This is a genomic window from Pseudomonas sp. P42 (assembly GCF_017973755.1).
In the GTDB taxonomy this organism is placed as follows: Bacteria; Pseudomonadota; Gammaproteobacteria; order Pseudomonadales; family Pseudomonadaceae; genus Aquipseudomonas; species Aquipseudomonas iridis.
Genome location: NZ_JACOPU010000002.1, coordinates 611,939 through 632,744, shown reverse-complemented (window position 1 = coordinate 632,744; position 20,806 = coordinate 611,939). Strand labels below are relative to the sequence as shown.

The following is a 20,806-nucleotide window of genomic DNA, read 5'->3' as shown; positions in this document are numbered from 1 at the left end:
ACGTTTCTATCGCTCATATCGCAAACGTCGTGCCACTTTGGTGCAGATGGCTACGAGCCTTTTGATATCAGGGGTTACAGGTTTTTTTGGTCACAACTCGGTTACTCAAGGGTGGCGGATATCCGCCAACTCACCGGTTCTCGTCCTACAATTTGGCGGAAATCCGCCTTGTCCCCCTGCCACCCCCCGGCTACCATCCGACGCCTGAGGAAGGATCTGCCGCTTATGCGCGAACGCACCGTTGCCAGTCATTTCGCCCGTGCCGCCCTGGGTGGCGCACGCCGCCTGGGGTTCGATTACTCGGGTCTGCTGTTGCAACTGGGGATCAGCCCCGAACTGCTTGACGAGCCCCGTGCGCGCATCGCCCCGGAACAGTTCACCCGCCTGATCCAGAGCCTGTGGCTGGCACTGGACGACGAATACCTGGGCTTCGGCAAGGCCGCGAGCAAACCCGGCAGCTTCGCCATGATGTGCCACGCCTCGATTCACTGCCGCAACCTGGAGAAGGCCCTGCAACGCGGCCTGCTGTTTTATAGCCTGTTCCCCGACGCCCCGCGCCTGACCCTGAGCCGCGAGGACGAATGGGTGCGCCTGAGCCTCGACGATTCGCAATTGTGGGACCCGGATCACTTCCTCAGCGAAAGCCTGCTGGTGATCTGGCATCGTCTCGGCAGTTGGCTGATCGGCCAGCGAATCCGCTTGGAGCAGGCGACATTCAGCTATGCGAAACCTGCGCACGGCGCCGAATACGACCTGTTGTTCCCTTGCCCCTTGGTGTTTTCAGCAGATCGAAGCAGCCTGCTGTTCCACAGCCGCTACCTGCACATGCCGTTGCTGCAGGATGAACGCACCCTCAAGCACTTCCTCGAACGCTCCCCCGCTGACTTGCTGTCACGCCCCGACGACGGCGACAGCCTGAGCAGCCGCCTGCGCCGCTTGCTCAGCCGCGACAGCACACGCTGGCCTGATCTCGACGCCGTCGCTGCGCACCTGCACATCAGCCCGCAAACCCTGCGCCGGCATTTGCGCGAGGAAGGCACCAGTTTTCAAGAGTTGAAGGATCAGCTGCGGCGGGATATCGCCATCTACCATCTGGGCCGCGCGGACCTGTCGTTGCAACAGATCGCTGAACAGCTGGGTTTTTCCGAACCGTCGGCGTTTCATCGGGCGTTCAAGAAGTGGACGGGGCTGACGCCGGGGGCCTATCGCGCTCAAGAGCATTGAAAACGCTGACTGGTCTTGATGTGTAGTGAAAGCATGTCTGAAGATGTCGGTTGAACCCCTTCGTTGAAAGTGATTCAGGCAGGTCAGGTTAAGTAAATCCGGGCGCTGCGCCCCCTCGCCTCAAACTTCGATACTTCAAACCTTTCCATTCGCCATCCTTTGAAACAGACGGGGCACTTTGCCTCCATGACGTTTCACCGCTTGTCACCGGTAAGGTTCTCGCTTCATCAAAACCTTCCTCCGCGACATTTGCACAGGCCAGAAAACCTGCCGTGCACGGAGCCTTATCAAGGAACGATCATGCTTCAAATAGCCAATATCTCAATCATCCCCGCGCTTGCGCTGCCGCTGCTGTTAACCGGATGCCTGACAAACCCCGTACAGCCCGCTATCGATCCGACGCCGTTCGAGACGCCGGAATATCAAGCCCAGAAAGGCTTGGCGATTATTCATGCTTCATCTCTATATGCCCGTGGCGGCACCGGTCAGGGCGTGGCCGTCGCACTGATCGACTCGGGATTGAACAGCAACCTGCCGGAATTTCAGGGACGGCTGCGTGATCCGGGGTTTGATCATGTCGAAAACCGGGTCGGCACCTTTGACCGAATCGGTCACGGCACCCAGATGGCGGGCATTCTCGCCGCCAACAAGGACGACCAGGGTATGCACGGCGTCGCGTTCAACGCACAGCTGATCCCGTTTCGTTTCGGTGACGACAATGAGCCGTTTTTCTTCGACAGCGAGATTGCCCAATCCTGGCAGGCCGGTTTCGACAAAGGCGCACTGATCCTCAATAACTCGTGGGCCAATGCCATCCCGGCGACCGAGATCAATGAAGCACGCTACAAGCAAGTCATGCCGGAGTCGCTGGCAACCGCCCGGAAACTGGTTCAGGACGGCGCGGTATTTGTCTTCCCGACCGGTAACGAGTTGAAGCGAGAACCCTTGGCCGAACCTGGCTTGCCGCTCGCCCTGCCAGAACTTGAAAAAGGCTGGATCGCCGTGGTTGCACTGAAAAACGATGGCAGCGCCATCAATGCCAAATCCAACTACTGCGGCGTGGCAGCAGCCTGGTGCATCGCCGTACCGGGTGGCGACTCAGGTGCTGACCAAGGTCTGTTGACCACCAACAAGAATGGTCAATACGTGCAAACTGCCGGCACATCTCCAGCCGCCGCACTGGTCAGTGGCGCCATGGCAGCGCTGCAAAGTCGTTATCCCGAACTCACACCACAACAAGTGCGTGCGCACTTGCTGGCCACCGCCAACCGGACGGGCATTTACGGTAACAGCGAAGCCTACGGACAAGGACTGCTGGATCTAGAAGCCGCCTCCCGCCAAGCGCCGGACTCCAGCGTTGATTGATGCAGTTTTGAGGGACTGACAGAGGTGTTTGGGCGAGGGTATGCACCTGCGGTATGTCGAGCCGGGCTCGCATCCAGAAAAGCACCGCAAAGATCAGGATCAAAAGATCGCAGCCTCCGGGGGGTCCTACACTTGAGCCGAGTACACGCAAGAAACTGCCGACTGTCAGCCCGCAATCGCTGGCAAGCCAGCTCCCACAATTTTGAACTCAATGCAAAGCGCACACCGCCCGGTCTCTGCACCACTCAACACAATGAGCGTTAGCTCGAGTGCAGCTGTTGATCTTGATCTAAAAGGCCCGTCGGCAGGCTGAGTGTAGGGGTTCATCCGGGGAAGACATCGAAAGGAGGTGCAGCGAAGCAAACCGGAATCGATGCCCCGGATGGATCCCGGAGCGAAGGAACCCCGAGCCCCAGCGAGTGGGCCGAACGTCAGGGCAAAGCCTTTTGGGTTACTTTTTCGCTGGGCCGGCACTCCGGCGTCTGGAAAAGGTGACTCGCCGTAAGGGCGAAACCCTAAGCAGCCATAACCGCAGCAACGGATATACACCCCAACCCCAAAACCAAAACCAAAACCAAACCCCCGGTCAAAACTCAAACCGCAGGAAAGTGAATCCTGAACGCCGCCCCACCCATCGGCGAATCACCCAGCGCGAGTTTGGCGTTATAGCTCTCAATAATATCCTTCACCACCGCCAACCCGATCCCCTGCCCCGGATGCTGCCGATCCAGGCGCTCACCACGCTCCAGAATCCGCGCCCGCTGATCCGGCGGCACACCCGGCCCATCATCCTCAACACACAACTCAATCCCTGCCAGGCTCTCACGCACACTGATGCGCACCTCGCCCAGACAAAGCCGATAAGCGTTCTCCAGCAAATTCCCCATCATCTCCAGCAAGGCGCCCTGCTCGATCGGCACATAACAATGTTCCGGCAGATCAAACGCCACCTGCACACGCTTGTCGCGGTACACCTTGTCCAACGTATCGCACAGGCTTTGCAGCACCGGACGCAACCGCACCTGATGCCGCACCAGCCCACTTTTACGCAAACTCGCCCGCTGCAGCTGATAACTGATCTGCTGACTCATGCGCTCAATCTGACTCTGCAGAACCCAGGCCTGATCGACGTCTTTAGGCCGCTGAGCCATGTCCTCACTGACGCCTTGCAACACCGCCAACGGCGTTTTCAGGCTGTGCGCCAAATCATCCAGTGAGTCACGATAACGGCTGCGCTGCTGACGCTCGCTCAGCAGCAAGCGGTTCAGCGAACCTGTCAGGCGCAGCAGTTCGCGCGGGTGTTGTTCGGTGAGACTTTCGCGAGCGCCGGTTTCGATTTCGTCGAGCTCCTGACTGAGTTGGCGCAGGGCTTTCAGGCCCCAGGTCAGGCCGATCCACAACAGAGCCAACAGCACCAGCAAGGCTGCGCCGAAGCCCAGATAAAGATTTTCGCGCAGGCCTTCGAGGGTGGTTTCGTACTCGCGCACCGGTTGCAGGGCGACGATGCTGAACGCCGCACTTTTGCCGCCGAGCAGTTTGACTTCAACGTCGTAAACGAAGAACTCCTGACCATTGGCTTCGCGTATCCGCGCGAACTCATTGCCGAGTCCGTCGTAACGCGGCTTGTAGTTGATCTGTTCTTCCTGAGTCGCTCTGGAACGCCAGACCAAGTGCCCTTCACGGTCGTAGATGTAACCGAGCAAACGGAAGTCGGTGAGGTTGAAACGCTCATCGGGCAACTGCGACGGCATCATCAGTCGCCCGTCTTCAACGCGCGCGGCAGAGATCAGCGTGGTGACGTCCGAAGCCAGGCGCTGCTCGATCGAATCCTGCAACGCAAGGCTGAATGCGCCTTGCATCGCCGGCAGGAGGGCAAGCATGAACAACACCGCCAACGTGGTGGCGGCGAGCATCAGCCGAACGCGAAGGGAACGAATCAAGTGCAGCGCTCATTGAACAGGTAACCGAGGCCACGCACGGTATCGATCGGCTTGAACCCGGCCGGGCCTTCGAGTTTGCGGCGCAAGCGGCCGACCAGCACTTCGATCACATTTGGATCGCGCTCGTCGTCGTCCGGATAGAGCTGCTCCATCAAGCGATCCTTGGGCACCACTTGCTGGTGGTGGCGCATGAGGTATTCGAGGATGCGGTATTCGTAAGCGGTCAGCGCCAGCGGTTGCTCATCGAGGCTCGCCTGTTTGCGATTGAGATCAAGCAACAGCGGGCCGGCAACGATGGTCGACTGGGTGAAGCCGCTGGAACGGCGCAGCAAGGCATTCAGGCGCGCGTCGAGTTCTTCGAACTGGAACGGTTTGACCACGTAATCATCGGCGCCGGCGGCGAGGCCTTCGACCTTGTCCTGCCAGTTGCCACGCGCGGTGAGAATCAGGATCGGAAAGGTCTTGCCGCCTGAACGCAACTGACGAATCAGGTCGAGACCGCCCATACCCGGCAGACCGAGATCGATCACTGCCAGGTCAAAGTTGAACTGGCCGGTCTGGTACAGCGCCTCTTCGGCATTGGCCACGGACTCAACCACGTGACCGCTCTCCGTCAGGCGGGTTTGCAGGTGATGGCGCAAGAGCGCTTCATCTTCGACGACCAATAGCTTCATGACGCTCTCCCGGGCAAATCAGAAATCTCCAAAAACACACCTGTGGGAGTGAGCCCGCTCGCGAAGTCGGTGGATCAGTCAATGAAGATTGTCGACTGACACATCGCTTCGCCAGCAGGCTCGCTCCCACATTTAGCCTGGCGGCAACTCCTTAGAAAAAGTAGTTGGCCGACAAGTACGTCTGCGCGCTGCTGGTCAGGTCCAGCGAGCCTTGCTTGCTGCCACCGCGTTCGCTCATCTCGGTGCTGGCATTGCTGCGCAGGTAACGGTAACCGAGTTCCACCGATGTGTTTTGCGAAACTTGCTGCATCACACCGAACTGGCCGCCGACTGCATAGCCGATGTCGCTGTCACGGCTAAAGCCTGGGGATTCCTGAGTCAGTTTGGTCAGACCCGCCGTCGCGCCGCCGAACAGTTTGGTGCTGCTGCCCACCGGGTAGAACAGATCGTAGCTGCCCAACAGATTTTCCTGACGCAGTTTAATGCCATTGTGCGAACCGGACACATTGTCGTAGGTGGCGTAGTAGCGACCTTGCGAGTTTTGCTGACCGAGGCGTACGCCGTAGGTGTTGTTGCCGTCGATCGCGCCAGTGGCGTTCGGGTGATCAAGGTTATCGTTCAGTGCGTGGGACTTTTTGATCTTGTCGCTCGTCTGGCCGAAAGTCAGGCCAGCGAAGTTGGAAGTGGTGTCGGCATGGGCCGCGATGCTGGCGCTCATTACGGTAAATGCCAGCAGCAGTTTGTTTAAACGAGTCATGGTATTTCCTCTTTCACAGTGCTGTTTGGGTATGGCGCAAGATTACTGCCCCTCCCCTGTACCGACCCTGAACGCTCTCTGAACCTGACCTGAACCAAATCGACTAGGCTGTTTTGACCACTTATCAATAAGGAGACCGACCATGCGCCTGTTCCTCGCCCTCACGTTGCTCGCTGCCAGCAGCCTCACCCAGGCTGCGATCAAGACTGAGGAAATCCCCTACCAGAGCGCCGACGGCACCAAGCTGCTCGGTTACTACGCCTACGACGACGCCATCAAAGGCAAGCGTCCGGGGATCGTCGTGGTGCATGAGTGGTGGGGCCTGAACGATTACGCCAAGCGCCGCGCGCGGGATCTGGCCGAACTCGGTTACAGCGCGCTGGCGATCGATATGTACGGCGAAGGCAAGAACACCGAGCACCCGAAAGATGCGATGGCGTTCATGCAGGCAGCGACCGCGGACGCGGCGGCCGCCAGCAAGCGTTTCGAAGCCGGGCTGGATTTGCTGAAGAAACAGCCACAGACCGACGTGAACAAACTGGCGGCCATCGGTTACTGCTTTGGCGGTGCGGTGGTGTTGAACGCGGCGCGTCAGGGTATGCCGTTGGCGGGCGTGGTAAGTTTCCACGGCGCACTGGCAACCAAAACCCCGGCCACGCCTGGCAGTGTGAAAGCGAAAATTCTGGTGGAACATGGTGCGCTCGACAGCATGGTCACACCGGACAACGTCAGCGCCTTCAAAGCAGAAATGGACAAGACTGGCGCTGACTATAAATTTGTCAGCCTTGAGGGTGCCAAGCATGGCTTCAGCAATCCGGATGCTGATCGCTTGAGTCATGGCGAGCACGGTGGCCCGGATATCGGCTACAACAAGGCCGCCGATGAAAAATCCTGGGCGGACATGAAAGCGTTCTTCCAAAAAATATTTGGCTGATCAGAAAGACCGCGGCGCGGCCTTCGCGAGCAGGCTCGCTCCCACTTTGAATCTGCGTTGATCACTAATTCTCTGTGGGAGCGAGCCTGCTCGCGAAAGCCGCGCCACTGATCTCGACCTTGTCCCGACTAACCGGCAAAATGCCCGTCATGAATCCAATTCCAGCCCTCCCCGCCTGTTGCACCCCGCTCGATGCTCACTGGCCGTTGCCGACGGTATTGCCCGACACGGTGCTGCTCAGCACGCATTTCGATCCGTCACAACTGCTTGGCAATGACTTCCAGCGCAGCGCCATCGAGCCGCCGCCGAGTATTCAGCGTTCGGTGGCCAAGCGGCAGGCGGAGTTTCTCGCGGGGCGTATCTGCGCCCGCGCGGCGTTGCAGCAACTTCAGGGCAGCGGCGTGGTTCCGCCAATTGGCGAAGATCGCGCGCCAGTCTGGCCGGCGCACATCTGCGGCTCGATCACCCACAGCACCGGCCGCGCGGCGGCGATTGTCGCCAACAAGCAGCATTGGCGCGGTTTGGGCATGGACCTGGAAAACCTGCTCAACCGCGAACGCGCCGAGCGCCTGGCCGGAGAAATTCTGACCACGCCGGAAATGCAGCGCATGGCTGCGGCATCGCCGGATCAAACGGCCCTATGGGTGACACTGACGTTTTCGGTGAAAGAAAGTTTGTTCAAGGCGCTCTACCCGATCGTGCAGAAACGCTTTTACTTTGAGCACGCCGAGGTGCTGGAGTGGACCGAGGCGGGATCCGTTCGGTTGCGCTTGTTGACCGATCTGTCGGCTGAGTGGCGCAACGGCACGGAGCTGGATGCCCAGTTCGGGGTGCAGGATGGTCAGTTGTTGAGCCTGGTCAGCATCGAGGCCTGAGATCATTGTTGCCTGATGGGCCCTCATCGCTGGCAAGCCAGCTCCCACAGTGTCGGTGATGAACACAGATATTGTGGACTCACCTCAAACCTCTGATTGAGCTCATGGCCCACCTCACACCTGTGGCTGAGCTTATGGGCCCACCTCATACCTGTGACTGAGCTCATGGACCCACCTCATACCTGTGACTGAACTCATGGGCCCACCTCACACCTGTGACTGAACTCATGGACCCACCTCACACCTGTGGCTGAACTTATGGGCCCACCTCACACCTGTGGCTGAACTTATGGGCCCACCTCACACCTGTGGCTGAACTTATGGGCCCACCTCACACCTGTGGCTGAACTTATGGGCCCACCTCATACCTGTGGCTGAACTTATGGGCCCACCTCACACCTGTGGCTGAACTTATGGGCCCACCTCACACCTGTGGCTGAACTTATGGGCCCACCTCATACCTGTGGGAGCTGGCTTGCCAGCGATGGGGCCAGCCCGGCCAGCTCAAGACTCAGCGGCGTTCCTGATTCCTCGGCCAACTCAAACTGAAGCAAGCCCCACCCAGGCTTTTGCTTTTGCCAATGATCGCCCGGCCGTCATGCCAGTGGATGATCCGCCGCACAATCGATAACCCCAACCCATGCCCGCCCGACGCCCGCGTGCGACTGTCATCCAGACGTAGAAACGGCGTGAAAATCCGTTCCCACGCCACCTCCGGCACACCCGGCCCGTCATCTTCGATGTCGACCCGACAACGCAATTGCCCGACCTGATAACTCACCGTGACCTTCGAGTGCGCGTGGCGCATCGCGTTACCCACCAGATTCTGCAGGGCGCGGTGCAGATACCGAGGCTCAGCCTCGACCCAGGCATCATCGTTGTCGGCAGCCGACAGGCACAACCCACGCTGCACCGTGACCTCGGCGCGCAAAGGCGCCAGCTCTTCGATCACCTGATCAACCAACGCGTCGAGGTCAATGCGCTGAAACGTCAGCGCCGGCGAACCCTGCTCCAGCCGAGCGTAGGTGAGCATTTCATCGACCAGCTTATCGAGGTCCTCAATGTCGTGATCCATGCCTTCACGGTACTTTTCCAGTGCTTGCGGGGTGGTCGCCGAGCCGATCATCTCCAGGCCGAAACGCAGGCGCGCCACTGGCGTGCGCAATTCGTGAGACACCGCGCGCACCAGTTCGCGCTGGATCGCCAGCAACTGCTGCAAGTGCTCGGCCATGCCATTGAACGCCGAGGCCAGGCGCCCGACCGAGTCGGCACCGCGCGCCGGCACGCGGGTTTCCAGGCTGCCCTTGGCGATGCGCGTGGCCGCTGCTTCGAGACCGCGCAAACGCCGCTCCAACTGACGCACCAATAGATAAACGATGAGGCCGATCAAACTCAGACCGAGCGCAGCGATCAGCACCAGCCACTCCGGCGGGTACGGATTCATCTGATACAGCGGGCCGATTTCCAGCACCCATGGCGTCCCGACCATGCCGGCAAAGACCCGGATCGAATCGCCGCCCTTGCCCAGCGCCATCACCGTATCGCCCTCGGATACGCGCCGGCTCTGGTCTTCGTCCATGTCGGCGTCACTGATCGTGACCAGCCGCAGGTCAAAACCAAAACCCTTGTCTTTCTTTATCTGCGCCAGCCGTTTCGGTTGCTCGGCCACTGGCACGCGCACCAGTTCATCAGCCAGCAGGTAAATCGTCGCCCGGGCCAGTTGCTCGCTGATCTGTTGCACTTCGCCGGTGAGGACGATTTGCTCCTTGTCGCTGACCAGTCGATAAACTTTCGCCGCGTGCGGCCCGGTCTGTTCGACCAGTGCCTGCCCGCGCTGCACCCGCGCGCGCTGAGACAGATCGAGATCGGTTTCGGCAAATGTCTTCAGGGCCAGCGGAATCCCCAGCAGTCGCTCCCACACCAGCAGCGCACGATGGCGCTCGGTTTCGTTCATCGGCTGCAGGTTGTCAGCCATCAGCGAGAACGTGCCGTGGGCCAGACGCTCGCGATATTGTTCGCTGCGCACCTGATTGAGCAGGTTCAGCGCCAACACCCCGAGCACCGCCACAAGAATCAGCGCTGCGCACATGCCGCCGTAGATGCGCAGAAAGATCGAGTTCACAGCGTCAGGTCTACGCAGGCTTCAGGGACAAACAGATAGCCTTTGCTGCGGATGGTCTTGATCAGGCGTGGGTGATCGGGGTCATCACCGATTTTCGGGCGGATGCGCGAGATACGCACATCGATCGAACGGTCCTGGCCGTCGTAACCGATGCCACGCAGCGCAGTGAAGATTTCCTCCCGCGACAGGATGCGCCCGGCGTTGGACACCAGCAGCCAAAGCAGGTCGAATTCGGCGCTGGTCAGCTCGATGCCGTTGTCGCTCAGCCAGGCCTCGCGCAAGGCGTTGTCGACCACCAGCGGACCGAATTGCAGGCGACGGCTTTTTTCCGCGCTCGGCTCGGGTGTGTCACTGCGTCGCAGCAATGCCTGAATGCGTGCCAGCAACAGTCGCGGACGCACCGGTTTGCACACGTAATCGTCGGCGCCGAGGTCAAGCCCCTGGATCTGGTCGGCATCGTCGGTGCGCGCGGTCAGCATCAGGATGGGCCCGTCATAACGGTCGCGCACCTTGCGGCAGATCGTCAGGCCATCTTCACCGGGGAGCATCAGATCGAGGATCACCAGATCCGGCTGCTCGGCGATGATCCGCGCCGCCGCCAGCGCGCCGTTGCCTTCGATCTCCACGCGCAATCCATTGGCTTGCAAGTAGTCCCGAGTGAGTTCGGCCAGACGTTGATCATCCTCGACTATCAATATCTGAAAGGCTTGTTGCTCCACCGGTGACCTCTGCTTGCTGTTTTTATTAATAGAAGGAAGGCGATGCCCTGCCAGGCACGGTCCTACATTTTTCTAAATCCTCCCGTTCATTTGTCATGTCCTGGGAGGATAAGAATGCCTCTGCTTGGGCCGATTGTATAAACGGCGTACAGCCAGAACACAAGTCGGTAAATGCGTTCGGACAAGGCCAGATTTTGTGATAGGGTTCGCGCCCTTAAAAAACCGCTGAAGCGATTTTGTCGGCGGAAAAACAGTGACAAACGGTCTAGGTCAGCAGGTTCGCGGCCTACACGGGAATTCCAGGTTTCTTACACAATTTACGCACAGGTTTATCCACAGTCCGTACGTTGCAACACCCCTTAAAACGCATTATCTTGTAGCGCAGCGAAAACAGAGACCCTACATGTAGGGTTTTCGCCTTAAAAGGCCAACCACATTTCAGAGCTGAAACTCAAGCGATTTATGGCGAGTTTCAGCTTGAACGCAGCAAGTTTTTCGAAGACCAAACCGCACTGGCGGATGGCACCGTTTTTATAGCTCCGAACGGGCAAAACGGTATGGGTGTTGCAGTCATTACTGTCATCCGAAAGGAATCCGGTTCGAGCCTGTGCTCGCAACCAAAAACTTCGGCAAGGATGCGGCGTCGTAGCCTTTTTCCTACTGCTCCGAAGTTGTGAATGCCGACTCTCGTCGGTTGTAGTGCTTCGGGACAGAACGGTGAGCACCATGATGGTGCCCAAACAAACATAGAGAATGTGGAGACAATCCCTCATGCAAACCGACACAACTCGCGAGAACCCGCAGGGCACCTTGCCGCAGGCCGCTGATTCGAATTCGGATCTGGCAGCCACCGCGCCTGGTCAACTGCGCGTGATCAAGCGTAATGGCACTGTCGTTCCTTATACCGATGACAAGATCACCGTCGCTATCACCAAAGCGTTTCTCGCAGTTGAGGGCGGCACCGCTGCCGCTTCGTCGCGAATCCACGACACCGTTGCCCGCCTGACCGAACAGGTCACCGCGACCTTCAAGCGTCGCATGCCTTCGGGCGGCACCATCCACATCGAAGAAATCCAGGACCAGGTCGAACTGGCCCTGATGCGTGCCGGTGAGCAGAAAGTCGCTCGCGACTACGTGATCTACCGCGACGGTCGTTCGAAAGAACGCGCTGCCCACGCCCCGGTCGAAGAAGCCGTCAATGCGCATCCGTCGATCCGCATCACCCGTGCCGACGGCAGCCTGGCGCCGCTGGACATGGGTCGCTTGAACACCATCGTCACCGAAGCCTGCGAAGGCCTGGCTGAAGTCGACGGCGACCTGATCCAGCGCGAAACCCTGAAAAACCTGTACGACGGCGTGGCCCTGACCGACGTCAACACCGCCCTGGTGATGACCGCCCGTACGCTGGTCGAGCGCGAGCCGAACTACTCGTTCGTGACCGCCCGCCTGCTGATGGACACCCTGCGTGCCGAAGGCCTGAACTTCCTGGAAGTGGCCGAGAGCGCCACTCACCACGAAATGGCCGACCTGTACGCCAAGGCCCTGCCGGCTTACATCGCCAAAGGTATCGAGTTCGAACTGCTGAACCCTGTGCTGGCCACCTTCGACCTGGAAAAACTGGGCAAGGCGATCAACCACGAGCGCGATCAGCAATTCACCTACCTGGGCCTGCAGACCCTGTACGACCGCTACTTCATCCACAAGGATGGCGTGCGTTTCGAACTGCCGCAGATCTTCTTCATGCGCGTGGCCATGGGCCTGGCGATCGAAGAGAAGAACAAAGAAGACCGTGCGATCGAGTTCTACAACCTGCTGTCCTCGTTCGACTACATGGCTTCGACTCCGACCCTGTTCAACGCCGGTACCCTGCGTCCTCAGCTGTCGAGCTGCTACCTGACCACCGTGCCGGATGACCTGTCGGGCATTTACCACGCGATTCACGACAACGCCATGTTGTCGAAATTTGCTGGCGGCCTGGGCAACGACTGGACTCCGGTCCGTGCGCTGGGTTCGTACATCAAAGGCACCAACGGCAAGTCGCAAGGCGTGGTTCCGTTCCTCAAAGTCGTGAACGACACCGCTGTAGCCGTTAACCAGGGTGGCAAGCGCAAAGGCGCTGTGTGTGCTTACCTGGAAACCTGGCACATGGACATCGAGGAGTTCATCGAGCTGCGCAAGAACACCGGTGATGATCGTCGTCGTACCCACGACATGAACACTGCCAACTGGATCCCTGACCTGTTCATGAAGCGCGTCTTCGATGACGGCCCGTGGACCCTGTTCTCGCCATCCGAAGTACCGGATCTGCACGACCTGACCGGCAAGGCGTTCGAAGAGCGTTACGAATACTATGAAGCCCTGTCCCAGTACCCGGGCAAGATCAAACTGTTCAAGACCATCCAGGCCAAAGACCTGTGGCGCAAAATGCTGTCCATGCTCTTCGAAACCGGCCACCCATGGCTGACCTTCAAAGACCCGTGCAACCTGCGTAGCCCGCAGCAGCACGTCGGCGTGGTTCACAGCTCGAACCTGTGCACCGAGATCACCTTGAACACCAACAAGGACGAGATCGCGGTCTGCAACCTGGGCTCGATCAACCTGCCGAACCACATCGTCGACGGCAAGCTGGACACCGTTAAACTGCAACGCACCGTGAACACCGCCGTGCGCATGCTCGATAACGTGATCGACATCAACTACTACTCGGTACCGCAGGCGAAGAACTCCAACTTCCGCCACCGTCCGGTAGGTCTGGGCATCATGGGCTTCCAGGACGCTTTGTACCTGCAGCACATCGCCTACGGCTCCGACGCTGCCGTCGAGTTCGCCGACAAGTCGATGGAAGCGGTCAGCTACTACGCCATCCAGGCCTCTTGCGACCTGGCTGACGAGCGCGGCGCTTACGAGACGTTCCAGGGTTCGCTGTGGTCCAAAGGCATCCTGCCGCTGGATTCGCAACAGATCCTGATCGAACAACGCGGCCAGAAGTACATCGACGTTGACCTGAACGAATCCCTGGACTGGGCACCGGTTCGCGCCCGTGTACAGAAAGGCATTCGTAACTCCAACATCATGGCCATCGCACCGACCGCGACCATCGCCAACATCACCGGCGTATCGCAGTCGATCGAACCGACCTACCAGAACCTGTATGTGAAATCGAACCTGTCGGGCGAATTCACCGTGATCAACCCGTACCTGGTTCGCGACCTCAAGGCTCGCGGTCTGTGGGACTCGGTCATGATCAACGACCTGAAGTACTACGACGGTTCGGTTCAGCAGATCGAGCGCATCCCGCAAGAACTCAAAGAGCTCTACGCAACCGCGTTCGAAGTGGACACCAAGTGGATCGTTGACGCGGCCAGCCGTCGTCAGAAGTGGATCGACCAGGCCCAGTCGCTGAACCTGTACATCGCCGGCGCATCGGGCAAGAAGCTTGACGTGACCTACCGCATGGCTTGGTACCGTGGTCTGAAAACCACCTACTACCTCCGTGCCCTGGCCGCGACCAGCACCGAGAAGTCGACCATCAACACCGGCAAGCTGAACGCTGTTTCCAGCGGCGGCAACCACGGTGAAGATTCGGTCCTGGCAGCTCCGGCCGGTCCTGCTCCAGTGCCAAAGGCTTGCGCGATTGACGAGCCGGATTGCGAAGCTTGCCAATAAGCTGAGCTGAATCAGGCGTTGCGAAACGCCTGATTCTTCCAGGCAAAAAAAACCCCCGACAGACTTCTGGTTTGTCGGGGGTTTTGTTTTTTGGGGTTGGGGGCATCGCCTTCGCTCGGTGTGCTGAAGGGGCAAAAGATCAAAAGCCCCTCACCCTAGCCCTCCCCGAGGGAGAGGGGACTGACCGTGGTGATTGGTAGAGACATACCGAGTCGAGTTCAAGCTCTGAATAGCCCACAAGTCCGCTCCCTCTCCCTCGGGAGAGGGCCGAACGTCAGGGCACAGACCTTTGGTTACTTTGGACTGGGCCGGCACTCCGGCGCTTGCCAACGTGGCCCCGACGTCAGGGCACAACCTCAAGCAGCCATCATCGCTGCAACGGATACCCCCCGCCCCCAAAAACGCCATCCACAAAAAAGCCCCTCAAAAGAGGGGCTCCCTTTACAGCCAAAAACCCAGAATCAAGCCATCTGAATAATGGTCTGCATGATCGTGCTCTGAGTCGAAATCGTTTTCGCGTTCGCCTGATAGTTCGATTGACCCTTGATCAGATCAACCAGCTCATTGGTCAGGTTAACGTTCGACTCTTCCAGCGAGTTGGACTGAATGGAACCCAGAGTACCGGTTTCCGGAGCGTCATAACCCGGGATTCCCGAGGCAAAGGTTTCTTTCCAGCTAGTACCACCAACAGCCTGCAAACCCTGCTCGTTGGTGAAACTGGCCAGCGCAACCTGGCCGATGGCCTTGTTCTGATTGTTGCTGAAGTTGGCGAACAGAGTACCGGTGCCGTCGATGGTCAGATTGGTGATCTGGCCAGTGGCGTAACCATCCTGAGTCGGAATCGTACGCGAGTTGTCCGCGTTGTACTGGGTGGTCTTGGCCATCGAAATGGTCACGCCAGCCGGGTTTGCTGATGCGCCGTTGGGCGTAAAGACACCGTTGGTCACCGTGCCCGGTCTCCAGCTTTTCAGCGTCAGGTCGCTGCTGATGATCGGATTGGCCGGATCTGCCGGGTTTGGTGTGCTGACCTGAGTCAACTTGCCTGCAGAGTCAAAGGTCAGGGTCGATGCCACTGGCGGAGTGATTTTTGGATCGCTACCCGTTGCATCCGGGTTACGACCGTCCACCAACGTGTAAACCTTCCAGGTATTTTCGCCCGTCTTCACCACATACTGATCCATGTCGTGCTTGTTGCCCTGCGTGTCATAGATCGGAGTGCTGAACGACTTGGTGTAGGTCTCGACCTTGGACGGATCGAATATGACGGCGTTGGCGCCAGTATCAACGATCACAGGGGACGAAGAGTTCAAGTTAATGCTCGACCCAACGGCCGAAGTCGACTTCGGCGCCAGGTTCGAGGTGTCGATTTTCAGATCGGTCAACACACCGTTGATGACCTTGCCGTTGGCATCCACGCCGTAGCCTTGCAGACGCGAGGTGTAATCGGTGTTGGTGATGAAACCGGCGTCGTCGACCTTGAATGTACCGGCACGGGTATAGGAGATCGAACCGTTGTTGCTCATGGTGAAGAAACCCGAGCCGTTGATGCCCATGTCCAACACGTTGCCGGTGTTGCTGATGTCACCCTGGGTGAACTGCTGCGAAACGTTGGCCAGGCGCACACCGTTACCAATGACCTTGCTGCCGGTGCCCAGTTTGGTCGCCGAATAGACGTCTTCAAACTCTGCACGGGAAGATTTGAAACCGGCAGTCGCGACGTTGGCGATGTTGTTGCCGGTCACGTCCAGTTGTTTGTTGGCTGCATAGAGACCGCTAAGGCCGATATTGAAAGACATATTCCACTCCTTTGTGCCGGTTAGTCGGCTCTATATACCAATGGTTTGTACTTTGGACAGGGCGACGGAGCCCTTGCCGGCCAGGTTGAGCATAAGCTCGCCACCGGTCTGGCTGATCGTCACGCTGTTGACCGTGGCTGGCAGGTAAGTCGCCAGGTCCGTCGCGGCGCCGTTGATCGGTGCGCTGGCCTTGAAGGTGTAGGTACCGACGGGCACCACGGTGCCGCTGGTATCCTTGCCATCCCACGTGAAACTGGCGGCGCCAGCGGCGCGGCTGCCCAGGTCGATGGTGCGCACCGTTTTGCCGTCCTTGTCGGTGATGGTCACGGTGCCGCCCGCGATGGACGATGGCACGGTTACCGAACCGGTCAGGCCTTTGGTCGGATCGTCGAGCTGTGCGGTGTTGGTCTGCACAATTACGTTGCGGCCAACCAGAGACGACGCCTGCAACGCTTGCGAAGAGTTGTAGTTGCCGGCCAGCCCGCTAACGGTGCTGTTGAGCGTGGTAATGCCTTCCAGGCTGCTGAACTGCGCCAACTGTGCAACGAACGCACTGTTGTCCTGCGGATCGAGCGGGTTCTGGTTTTTCAGCTGGGTAACCAGCAGTTGCAGAAACGCATCCTTGCCCAAGGCCTGGCCGCCGGTGGCGCTGTTGGTGGCCGAAGCGATGCCGCCCGAAGTAGTGCTGCTCGTCTTCTTCGAGGAGTTCGCCAGGATGTCTTTCATGCTGAGGTTATTGGTGGTATCGGTAACGCTCATGGCAGTCGCACCTTATTACTGACCGAGGGTCAGTACTTTCTGCATCATGGTTTTGGCGGTGTTCATCATTTCGGCGTTGGTCTGGAAGGACCGGCTCGCGGAAATCATGTCAGCCATTTCTTCCACCACGTTGACGTTCGGGTAGTAGACGTAGCCCTTGCCATCGGCAGCCGGATGGTTCGGCTCGTAGCGCGCTTCGAGGTTGCTCTGGTCTTCGACGACACCCAGCACCTGCACGCCTTGACCCGCAGCGTCCTGATTCTGGAACAGCGAGTTGCTGCCGCCACTCTGGCCACCCTGGAACATGGTGGCGAATACCGGGTGACGGGCACGGTAGGTCTGGTCGATGCTCGACGAGACGGTCTCGGCGTTGGCGATGTTCGATGCCACGGTGTTCAGACGCGTGGTTTGTGCGCTCATGCCGCTGCCGGCAATGTTGAAAACGCTGGACAGGGACATGAATTACTCTCCGCGCAGGGCTGAAACCAGCCCTTTGAATTTGCTGTTGAGCAGTGTGAAGCTGGCCTGGAAGCCCACGGCGTTTTCCGCGTAGTTGGACTGTTCCAGTTGAGCGTCAACGGTGTTCTGGTCAATCGACGGTTGCATCGGCGTGCGATACAGCAGCGATTCGTCGCCATTGCCCAAGCCTTCAGCCTCGATGTGACGGCTATTGGTCATGTTCAGGGCGAAGTGGCCGCCGCTTTTGGTTTTCTCGGTCTGTGCTTCCAGCACTTTGGAGAAGTCCAGATCCCGAGCCTTGTAGTTCGGGGTATCGGCGTTGGCGATGTTGTTGGCCAGCACTTCGGCGCGTTGGGCGCGGAAGCCCAAAGCCTTTTCGTGAATGCCGAGCGCTTTATCGAAGCTGATGCTCATGTCGGGAACCTTCAGGTGACCGGTTTTTCGTAACTGAGCTTTAGCAAGCTGCGTGCCAATGCGAGAAACCCCCATAAACCGGGGCCTTGCGGGCTATCGGCAAAGCGGCAATGCCAGAAAAGCGGCAACCGGTTTCCGCCAGATGCCGCTTTTCTGCCGCTTGCCCCTGCCCTCAAGAACACTAGAGAGCAAATGTGGGATCGAGCCTGCTTGCGAAGGCGGTGGGTCAGCCACCAATGATGCTGATTGGGAAACCGCTTTCGCGAGCAGGCTCGCTCCCACAGGGTTTTGCGGTGATTTCGGATTAAACGCCAGGCACAAAAAAACGGGAGCCCCTGAGGACTCCCGTTCTTGTGTTGCCGATGCCAGTTACTTCGCCTGGTAAATGATCCCCGGGCTGCACTGAACCATCTGGTAATGATCCGGCAAACCGTTCAGCGCTTCGGAAGCGCCGAGGAACAGATAACCGCCCGGCTTCAACGTGCTGTGAATGCGCAACAGGATGTCTTTCTTCACTTCGGCAGAGAAGTAGATCAACACGTTGCGGCAGAACACGATGTCGAACTTGCCCAGCGCCGCATAGCTGTCGAGCAAGTTGAACGAGCGGAATTCCACCCGGTTCTTGATCGGTGCCTTGATCACCCAGCGACCCGGCCCTTTCGGGTCGAAATAACGCTGCAAGCGGTCGGCGGACAAACCGCGACCGATCGCCAGGCTGTCGTACTCGCCGGTCTTGCAGTTGTTCAGCATGAGACCAGACAAGTCCGTGGCAACGATTTGCACGCCCATCTTCAACTGACCAAGATTGCTGCGCTCGAACTCGTCGATCGACATCGACAGCGAGTACGGTTCCTGGCCCGACGAGCATGCCGCCGACCAGATCCGCAGACGCTGGTTGGGACTGGCCTTGATGGCTTCGGGCAGCACCTTGTTCTTCAAGACTTCAAACGGATAGGTGTCACGAAACCACAGGGTTTCGTTGGTCGTCATTGCATCGACCACCTGTTCGCGCAAACCGCTGCGCGGCTGGGTCTGGATGCGCTGAACCAGCTCACCCAGTGACTTGATGCCTTGCACTTCCATCAGTTTGTTGAGACGGCTCGAGACCAGGTACTGCTTGTTTTCACCGAGCAAAATGCCACAGGCTTTTTCCAGAAATACCCGGAACTGTTCGAAATCCAAATTACCCGTAGACAATGATGCCGCCTCTTAAATCGTGTTGACCGCCAGGGGCAGAAGGCCCCTAGCTGATATCTGCTGCTTTGATCCGGTCGACTACCCGGGATGCCAGGTCATCAGGACGGAATTTGGCCAAAAAGTCATCGGCACCGACTTTCTTGACCATCGCCTGATTGAACACTCCCGACAACGAAGTATGCAGGATGATATGAAGCTTTTGCATGCGTGGGTCGCTGCGGATTTCCGCCGTCAGGGTGTACCCGTCCATCTCCGGCATCTCGATGTCGGAGATCATCATCAGGAACTCTTCTTCCGGCTTCTTGCCCTCGTCGACCAGCTTGCGCAGGTAATCCAGCGCCTGCTTGCCGTCGTTCAACGCCACGACTTCAACACCGACCGTCTGCAGACACCGCGAGACCTGCTTGCGTGCCACCGACGAGTCATCGACCGTCAGCACCCGCAGCGACAACGCTTTGGTCTGGGTCTCGACATCGACCACGCCGACCGAAATCGCTTCCGGCGTCGGCGCGACTTCCGCCAGCACTTTCTCGACGTCGATGATTTCGACTAACTGATTGTCCACCCGAGTCACAGCGGTCAGGTAATGATCGCGACCCGTGCCCTTGGGCGGCGGATGAATCTCTTCCCAGTTCATGTTGACGATGCGCTCCACCGAGCGGACCAGGAAACCCTGGGTCTTGGTGTTGTATTCCGTGATGATCACGAACGGGTTTTTCTTGTCTTTCAACGCACCGGAGCCGGTCGCCATTGCCAGATCAAGGATCGGAATGGTCGCCCCCCGAATACTTGCCACCCCGCACACGACAGGACTGGACTTGGGCATCAACGTCAGCGAAGGGCATTGCAGCACTTCCCGAACCTTGAACACATTGATCCCGTAGAGCTGCTGACCGTCGAGACGGAACAACAACAGCTCCAGGCGATTCTGCCCTACCAGTTGCGTGCGCTGGTTCACCGAATCCATTACACCAGCCATGCCAGACTCCTAAACCAACGCCAAGTGTTGTTGCGACGCACATTCATTGCTAAACGGCACGGCGCTTGCTTTTTAACTCGTATGAACGCTCAAACGACATTTTTCCGACGCCTGACATCTTCCCTCCGCAGAGGGCTTTGCGCGGTGTCCGCCATTTGCTGCTGTTTCGCTGGCAGCCCTGCCATTGCTGATGCGGTTACCATGCCTGACATGCTTATCGGCGTCACTCAGGGCTTTCTTGAGTTCACCGTAGAAGACTATCTGGCAACCAGTCAAACGGAAGGCCGCTACGAAATCGAAGTGAACCAGCTGGATCCCCGCATGCGCATGCCCATGTGCGACAAGGAATTGACAGCCTCGCTGGAGAGTCCGGCACGTCCTTTGGGCCGGGTAACGGTCAAGATTCGCTGTGAGGGCGCATCCCCCTGGACCGTGTTCGTACCCGCTCAAGTCCGCCTGTTTCGCGAGATTGTGACCACTACCCGGCCACTCAAGCGCGCCGGAATTATCGAGCCTCAGGACGTGACATTGCGCGAGCGCGACGTCAGCACAATCAACCAAGGTTTTTTGACGTCGGTAGACGAAGCGATCGGGCAGAAATTAACCCGACCAACGGTAGCCGATCAGGTCATTACCTTGGTGCATCTGGAACAGGCGGAAGTTGTGCGCAAGGGCGATCACGTGGTCATCATCGCCCGCAGCGGCACACTCGCCGTGCGCATGCCCGGTGAAGCCCTGGCCAATGGCGGCTTGAGAGAACAGATCCGGGTAAAAAACCTCAACTCGCAACGGGTCATCAAGGCGCAAGTCACCGCGCCGGGCCAAGTGGAAGTCGCCATGTAGAAGCCCTCGTGAGAAAACTGGCGCGGACCCCGTCGCTTCCCTAAACTGTGCCGCAGCAGGACACGCGCCGGCGCATGCAGACT

17 protein-coding genes are annotated in these 20,806 nt (G+C 58.7%); 6 read left to right on the top strand and 11 right to left on the bottom strand.

Annotated features, from left to right (window positions below; translation table 11 throughout):
- The first annotated feature begins 225 nt into the window (after positions 1-225).
- The gene (locus H8B20_RS07790; RefSeq protein WP_210622770.1) at positions 226-1,224 is read left to right on the top strand and encodes an AraC family transcriptional regulator; all 999 of its coding nucleotides are present in this window, start codon (positions 226-228) and stop codon (positions 1,222-1,224) included.
- Between the two features lie 300 nt (positions 1,225-1,524).
- Positions 1,525-2,589, top strand: coding sequence for a S8 family peptidase (locus H8B20_RS07785; protein ID WP_210622769.1), 1,065 nt, complete (start codon positions 1,525-1,527; stop codon positions 2,587-2,589).
- A 593-nt stretch (positions 2,590-3,182) separates the two neighbouring features.
- Here the strand turns inward: H8B20_RS07785 and H8B20_RS07780 are convergent.
- From H8B20_RS07780 to H8B20_RS07770, 3 genes are all read right to left on the bottom strand, one after another.
- Entirely contained in the window at positions 3,183-4,529 is a 1,347-nt protein-coding gene (locus H8B20_RS07780; protein ID WP_210622768.1) for an ATP-binding protein, read from the bottom strand.
- The gene (locus H8B20_RS07775; RefSeq protein WP_042560510.1) at positions 4,526-5,203 is read right to left on the bottom strand and encodes a response regulator transcription factor; all 678 of its coding nucleotides are present in this window, start codon (positions 5,201-5,203) and stop codon (positions 4,526-4,528) included. The genes H8B20_RS07780 and H8B20_RS07775 overlap by 4 nt, the downstream gene beginning before the upstream one ends.
- Before the next feature lie 151 nt (positions 5,204-5,354).
- Positions 5,355-5,960: a membrane protein gene (locus H8B20_RS07770; protein ID WP_042560511.1), complete on the bottom strand. Its 606-nt coding sequence runs from the start codon at positions 5,958-5,960 to the stop codon at positions 5,355-5,357.
- 142 nt (positions 5,961-6,102) lie between these two features.
- Between H8B20_RS07770 and H8B20_RS07765 the strand changes: the two genes are divergently transcribed.
- Entirely contained in the window at positions 6,103-6,894 is a 792-nt protein-coding gene (locus H8B20_RS07765) for a dienelactone hydrolase family protein (protein ID WP_210622767.1), read from the top strand.
- 149 nt (positions 6,895-7,043) lie between these two features.
- Positions 7,044-7,769, top strand: coding sequence for a 4'-phosphopantetheinyl transferase family protein (locus tag H8B20_RS07760; RefSeq protein WP_210622766.1), 726 nt, complete (start codon positions 7,044-7,046; stop codon positions 7,767-7,769).
- 511 nt (positions 7,770-8,280) lie between these two features.
- On the opposite strand, the gene H8B20_RS07755 is transcribed toward H8B20_RS07760, so the two are convergent.
- Positions 8,281-9,891, bottom strand: coding sequence for an ATP-binding protein (locus H8B20_RS07755; protein ID WP_210622765.1), 1,611 nt, complete (start codon positions 9,889-9,891; stop codon positions 8,281-8,283).
- Positions 9,888-10,610, bottom strand: a complete 723-nt coding sequence (locus H8B20_RS07750) for a response regulator (protein WP_042560515.1) — start codon at positions 10,608-10,610, stop codon at positions 9,888-9,890. Before H8B20_RS07750 ends, H8B20_RS07755 begins: the two co-directional genes overlap by 4 nt.
- Before the next feature lie 771 nt (positions 10,611-11,381).
- Here H8B20_RS07750 and H8B20_RS07745 point away from each other — a divergent pair.
- Entirely contained in the window at positions 11,382-14,276 is a 2,895-nt protein-coding gene (locus tag H8B20_RS07745) for a ribonucleoside-diphosphate reductase subunit alpha (RefSeq protein WP_210622764.1), read from the top strand.
- A 461-nt stretch (positions 14,277-14,737) separates the two neighbouring features.
- Here H8B20_RS07745 and flgE read toward each other — a convergent pair whose 3' ends face one another.
- The 6 genes from flgE to H8B20_RS07715 all read right to left on the bottom strand — a co-directional run bounded on the left by flgE (position 14,738) and on the right by H8B20_RS07715 (position 19,880).
- Positions 14,738-16,072, bottom strand: a complete 1,335-nt coding sequence (gene flgE / locus H8B20_RS07740; protein ID WP_210622763.1) for a flagellar hook protein FlgE — start codon at positions 16,070-16,072, stop codon at positions 14,738-14,740.
- Between the two features lie 30 nt (positions 16,073-16,102).
- Positions 16,103-16,831, bottom strand: a complete 729-nt coding sequence (gene flgD / locus H8B20_RS07735; RefSeq protein ID WP_210622762.1) for a flagellar hook assembly protein FlgD — start codon at positions 16,829-16,831, stop codon at positions 16,103-16,105.
- A gap of 15 nt (positions 16,832-16,846) precedes the next feature.
- Positions 16,847-17,290: a flagellar basal body rod protein FlgC gene (gene flgC / locus H8B20_RS07730; RefSeq protein ID WP_042560519.1), complete on the bottom strand. Its 444-nt coding sequence runs from the start codon at positions 17,288-17,290 to the stop codon at positions 16,847-16,849.
- 3 nt (positions 17,291-17,293) lie between these two features.
- Positions 17,294-17,704 (bottom strand): flagellar basal body rod protein FlgB, encoded by a 411-nt coding sequence (flgB, locus tag H8B20_RS07725; protein WP_042560520.1) that lies wholly within the window; start codon positions 17,702-17,704, stop codon positions 17,294-17,296.
- A 369-nt stretch (positions 17,705-18,073) separates the two neighbouring features.
- The gene (cheR, locus tag H8B20_RS07720) at positions 18,074-18,901 is read right to left on the bottom strand and encodes a CheR family methyltransferase (RefSeq protein WP_210622761.1); all 828 of its coding nucleotides are present in this window, start codon (positions 18,899-18,901) and stop codon (positions 18,074-18,076) included.
- Positions 18,902-18,947: 46 nt separating this feature from the next.
- Positions 18,948-19,880 carry a chemotaxis protein CheV gene (locus H8B20_RS07715; protein WP_042560522.1) on the bottom strand — a complete coding sequence of 311 codons (933 nt, stop codon included), beginning with the start codon at positions 19,878-19,880 and terminating at the stop codon, positions 18,948-18,950.
- A gap of 81 nt (positions 19,881-19,961) precedes the next feature.
- On the opposite strand from H8B20_RS07715, the gene flgA reads away from it, so the two are divergent.
- Positions 19,962-20,723, top strand: a complete 762-nt coding sequence (gene flgA, locus H8B20_RS07710; protein WP_210622760.1) for a flagellar basal body P-ring formation chaperone FlgA — start codon at positions 19,962-19,964, stop codon at positions 20,721-20,723.
- Positions 20,724-20,806 lie beyond the last annotated feature (83 nt).